The 4105-nt window shown below is 62.0% G+C and carries 5 protein-coding genes and 1 pseudogene; 1 reads left to right on the top strand and 5 read right to left on the bottom strand.

Features of this window, described 5'->3' with window-relative positions; all coding sequences use genetic code 11:
* From WBB85_RS23625 to WBB85_RS23610, 4 genes and pseudogenes are all read right to left on the bottom strand, one after another.
* Positions 1-188 (bottom strand): DUF4453 domain-containing protein (locus tag WBB85_RS23625; protein WP_432641005.1); only part of this gene is annotated, 188 nt, incomplete at its 3' end.
* A 10-nt stretch (positions 189-198) separates the two neighbouring features.
* Positions 199-513: pseudogene (locus tag WBB85_RS23620) on the bottom strand (YARHG domain-containing protein); the annotation flags it as partial.
* A gap of 111 nt (positions 514-624) precedes the next feature.
* Complete coding sequence (locus tag WBB85_RS23615) at positions 625-1734, bottom strand: LysM peptidoglycan-binding domain-containing protein (RefSeq protein WP_432641004.1); 1110 nt, start codon at positions 1732-1734, stop codon at positions 625-627.
* Positions 1735-2157: 423 nt separating this feature from the next.
* Positions 2158-3054 carry a homocysteine S-methyltransferase family protein gene (locus WBB85_RS23610; RefSeq protein WP_432641003.1) on the bottom strand — a complete coding sequence of 299 codons (897 nt, stop codon included), beginning with the start codon at positions 3052-3054 and terminating at the stop codon, positions 2158-2160.
* A 147-nt stretch (positions 3055-3201) separates the two neighbouring features.
* On the opposite strand from WBB85_RS23610, the gene WBB85_RS23605 reads away from it, so the two are divergent.
* Positions 3202-3624 carry a VOC family protein gene (locus WBB85_RS23605; RefSeq protein WP_432641002.1) on the top strand — a complete coding sequence of 141 codons (423 nt, stop codon included), beginning with the start codon at positions 3202-3204 and terminating at the stop codon, positions 3622-3624.
* Between the two features lie 30 nt (positions 3625-3654).
* Here the strand turns inward: WBB85_RS23605 and WBB85_RS23600 are convergent.
* Positions 3655-4105 (bottom strand): GFA family protein (locus WBB85_RS23600; protein ID WP_432641001.1); only part of this gene is annotated, 451 nt, incomplete at its 5' end.

Here is a 4105-nt window from a genome sequence, read left to right as displayed (position 1 = left end):
GCACTTTTCAGCTGTGTCCAGTTCGCATTCCAGACCGTCACATAGGTCCACTGCCCCACAGGAAAGTGCGCGTAGCTGACGAAATCTCCGGGCGCGATGCTGCCGAACACCGCCGTCGTCGGGTGATGTCCGGCAAAAAAGAGGCGTCTCGGGTCCGGTCCAGCCCAGACAGCCGCTTTGCAACTCATCCGCCACAGGGAACGCGACCAGTTGCCGCCGCCAGGCAATGTCGTCGAGGCTGAGGATGACCCTGCCGCTATCAGTCTTGCATCCGAATTCAGCCTCGCGGCGCCTGACCAGATCGGCCAAGGCCTTGTCTGCGGGGGCAAGTGCCACATCCGCGCCGGTGCAGTTCGCATTGTCAAAGACAGCCTGCCCAAGCGGTGAGCCGAAGCAATAGCCCGCCCGGTCGAAGACGAGGTTTCGCGTGAACCAGAGGTCATCGCAGAAATCCGTTGCGGCAGAGGGGCTGGCCGACAAAACAAGGGGCCATAAAATCAGAAGAAAGCGCATGGTTCCATTTGGGACCAAAGCGCTTTCTTCGTCAACCGGACCGCTAAGTTTCGGCCTGGGGCAGTCCGGTCAAACCGGCAGACGGTGATGCGGCGCCTGCCGGTTCGTGTGTCAGTTGGTGGCGATCTTTTCGTTGTACTCGGCCAGCGTGCTCGACACGATGTCGTACCACTCGCCCGTCTCGCGCATTTCGTTCAGCCCGGCATCGAGCATGGCAACGTACTGGAGCGCGAACGGGTTGGACTTGTGGGCCAGGATGCGGATCGTGGTCAGATAGGTGACGCTGGTATCGTCAACTTCAGCTTCCAGCCCGGTTGCGGCAATTGCACCAAGCGCCTGCTGAACCGCCATGCCGGTCACGTCGGCTGTGCCATCGGCAACCGCCTTGATGCATTCATCGGCACCCGTCGGACGAACCAGCGTGATCAGCGGCTCGACCAGACCGGCCTCTTCCAGATCGTTGGTGAAGTAACCCTTCATCCGGCAGAACTTGGCGCCCGAGAAATCGGCCAGGGTTTTCGCATCGGCATATTTGCTGTCCGGACGGGTGTAGTAGCCGATGATCGATTCATAGAGCGGCACAGTGTGGTAGAAATCATAGCAGCGGCGCTGCGAATCCTCGCCCATCAGGTCCGGGTTCTTGTCGCAATCGGGCACGGTCCAGGCCACGGCGATGTCAAAGGCGCCAAGCGGCATCAGCGTGGTCAGGTGCGACGAGTCGTCATTGACCCAACCAAGCTCGTAAGGCCGGTCATTGCCCGCACGGTTCAGCGCCGTCGTCGCAAGGCGCGTCAGGAACCCGCCACCCGACAGGCTTTCGTCGGTATAGGGCGCCCAGCCACTGGCCAGCAGAACCTTGATGTCAGGTTCATAGGTCTTGTTCTTCGGCTTGGCGGCGGCGATTTTTTCCTGCTCTTCGACAACTTCAAGGAACTTGGCGTCGGCGGTCAGACGACCGTCTTCACAGGGGATCTGCAATGTCAGGCCCGGGTCCAGATCGTTGGGATTGCCGGAAAGCGAATTGCGGTTCGCGTTGAAGATAATCTGATAGTCGTAGCTTCCATAGGCCGAGAACGCGATCTGAGCGAGCGAATCGCCGTCCTTCACCGTGTAGCTTTCACAGGCCGACTGGGCGGCTGCGAGAGACGGCAGCAGGAGCATGGCTGCGACCGTCGTGGCCTTGAGGCTGCCGCCCCGGTTGAATGATTTGAGTTCAAACATCGTATTCATCCTTGCATCTGTCTGGGACACCGAAGGGCGATCGGTGTCGGCTGTTGTCCCCCTTTAGTTACGGGAGCAAATCGGGCGCAGATGCGGCGGAATTTCGCAAATTGGCCGGAAGGGCAGGCATGAACCGGTCGACAACCCTTTGGTATGCCTTGCGTCGGCGGCACGATCGCCGGGTTGATCTGAATAATTTTATAAACAATTACAGTAATTTATGGTGATCTTGTCTGGAGCGACGAGCGGTCTGCCGGACGTAAGGTCAACTTCTGTCACGGGCATTGGTTAAGATTTTTGAAATGTGGCATTAACTCAGACAAGATTTGGGCAATGCGAAAAGCCACTATCAGCATCCGGTTATGTATAGCCCGCCGCCTGGTCCTGCCCGCTTTGCCACATTTCAGCAGCCGACAACGCGGCTCACACCACCCGATGTCCGGCCGCTGTCAACCGCCGGGCGATCTCGGCGATATGGGCGGGACCGGTTTCGCAGCAACCGCCAAGAATCGTCGCGCCCTGATCGACCCATCGCATCGCGAAATCAGCATACAGCGCCGGTGTCATTTCGGGCCGGGCATGCAGGGCGTCGACAGTGGGGCTGTCTTTCAGGAAATCCTTGGTGATCTGCTGGAAGCCGTTGGCATAGGCGCCATAGGGCAGGCCGAACCCTGCAAAGGCCGACAAGGCCGCCGCCATCGCCTCGGGTGCCGAGCAGTTGGCCAGTACCGCAGCCGCCCCGCCCTTTTCCAGCACCGGGCCAAGCGCCGCGACGGGCTCGCCCGAGCGCAGCCGCAATCCGTCCTCGTCATCGACCGTGACCGACAGCCAGACCGGCCGCCCACCCGTTCGCGCCCCTTCCAGAACCGCGCGTGCATGGGCGAGCGAGGCGACGGTTTCGGCGATGAAAAGGTCCACCGCCGGGGCCAGAAGCCCGGCAATCTCGGAGTATTTCGCCACCGCCTCATCATGCGGCGGATGGGTTTCGGGCCGGTACGAGGCGACAAGGGGCCCGAGCGACCCGGCGATCCGGCCCGTGCCATGCCCCGCGCGTGCCGCCGCCGCTTCGGCGAGCGCCTGCATGTGCAGGCTGGCAAACCGCTCATCGGCACCGGCCTTGACCAGCCGGTCATGGTGGATCGCATAGGTGTTGGTCGTCGCCACCGTCGCGCCAGCCCTGAAGTAGTCCTCATGTATTTCCCGGACGAGGCCCGGATGATCCATCATCACCTGGGTGGACCAAAGGGGCGTCGGCGCATCGCCTGACCGCACCACCAGTTCCTGCCCCATACCGCCGTCAAGAAGGGTGATATCGGCCATCCTGTGCTCTCCCGTTGCGGGCTCTGTCCGAACCGCCCGCGATCCTGTCGCTTTCAGCGCTTACCGAAAGCGGCGAAGGCGTCAAGCTGAGATTAACGGGGCAGGGGCCGGATGCGGGCCTTCGTCCAGCCGGGAAAGGAGGCGGGAATGGATTTCGAGACGGTAAAGGCAGAGGATTTCGGCCGATCGCTGAAGGGGATCGGGATCAACATCGTTGTGCGCGACGTGAAACGGCTCGCGGCGTTTCTGGAGGCGGTCTTCGACATGAAGGCGCATCGCCTCACCTCCGATTTCGCGATCATGACCTATCATGGCGAGGTCTTTCAGCTTCATTCCGACGGGACCTACGGCGAAAACCCACTGCTCGGGCTCCTGCCCGAGGCAGGCGCACGCGGCGCGGGGCTGGAGATCCGGCTTTATGAGACCGATCCCGACAGGGCGGTGGAACGGGCCCGGGCCTATGACGATGCGACGATCCTTCAGGAACCGACCGACAAGCCGCACGGGCTGCGCGAATGCTATATCCTGTGCGAAAACGGCTATGCCTGGGTGCCCAGCCGACGGCTCTGATCCCTTATGTAAGGTGGGTTTGAACCCACATCACTTTGACTGGGGGGCGTAGCCGTCTGATTGCGGCAGACCGTCAGTGATGTCGTAATAGTCGCCCCTGTCGGCCACGAAGATATGGTCTGCCAACCGCCCGCCGGTCGGATCCGTCACCGCTCCGGCCTCGACGGAGAACTCTCCGGCGGCCGAGCGGAAATAAAGGCTCGATCCGCATCTGTCGCAGAAACCGCGTCGTCCGCGCCCCGGGGTCTGATATTCGGCAAGTCCCGCCTTGCCGTGCCATGTCAGCGTCGCCTCATCCGCGTCGAACGAGGCGGAGTAGTGGCCCGAGAGTTTGCGGCACTGGCCGCAATGGCAGGCGGTGATATCGCCCGCCGGGCCGGGCAGGCTGAAAGCGACGGCACCGCAGAGGCAGGCGCAGTCCAGATGGTCGGGCCGTTCCGCCGGAAGGGCCGGCGGCGGACCCTCACAGGCGTAGTAATCC

This window comes from Albidovulum sp., from assembly GCF_049646345.1.
Taxonomy (GTDB): domain Bacteria; phylum Pseudomonadota; class Alphaproteobacteria; order Rhodobacterales; family Rhodobacteraceae; genus Albidovulum.
This window is presented reverse-complemented; position numbering and strand designations above follow the sequence as displayed.

Coding starts and splice junctions, on each gene's coding strand:
- WBB85_RS23605 (WP_432641002.1), top strand. CDS start 3,202: ATGGATTTCGAGACGGTAAAGGCAGAGGATTTCGGCCGATCGCTGAAG.
- WBB85_RS23610 (WP_432641003.1), bottom strand. CDS start 3,054: ATGGCCGATATCACCCTTCTTGACGGCGGTATGGGGCAGGAACTGGTG.
- WBB85_RS23615 (WP_432641004.1), bottom strand. CDS start 1,734: ATGTTTGAACTCAAATCATTCAACCGGGGCGGCAGCCTCAAGGCCACG.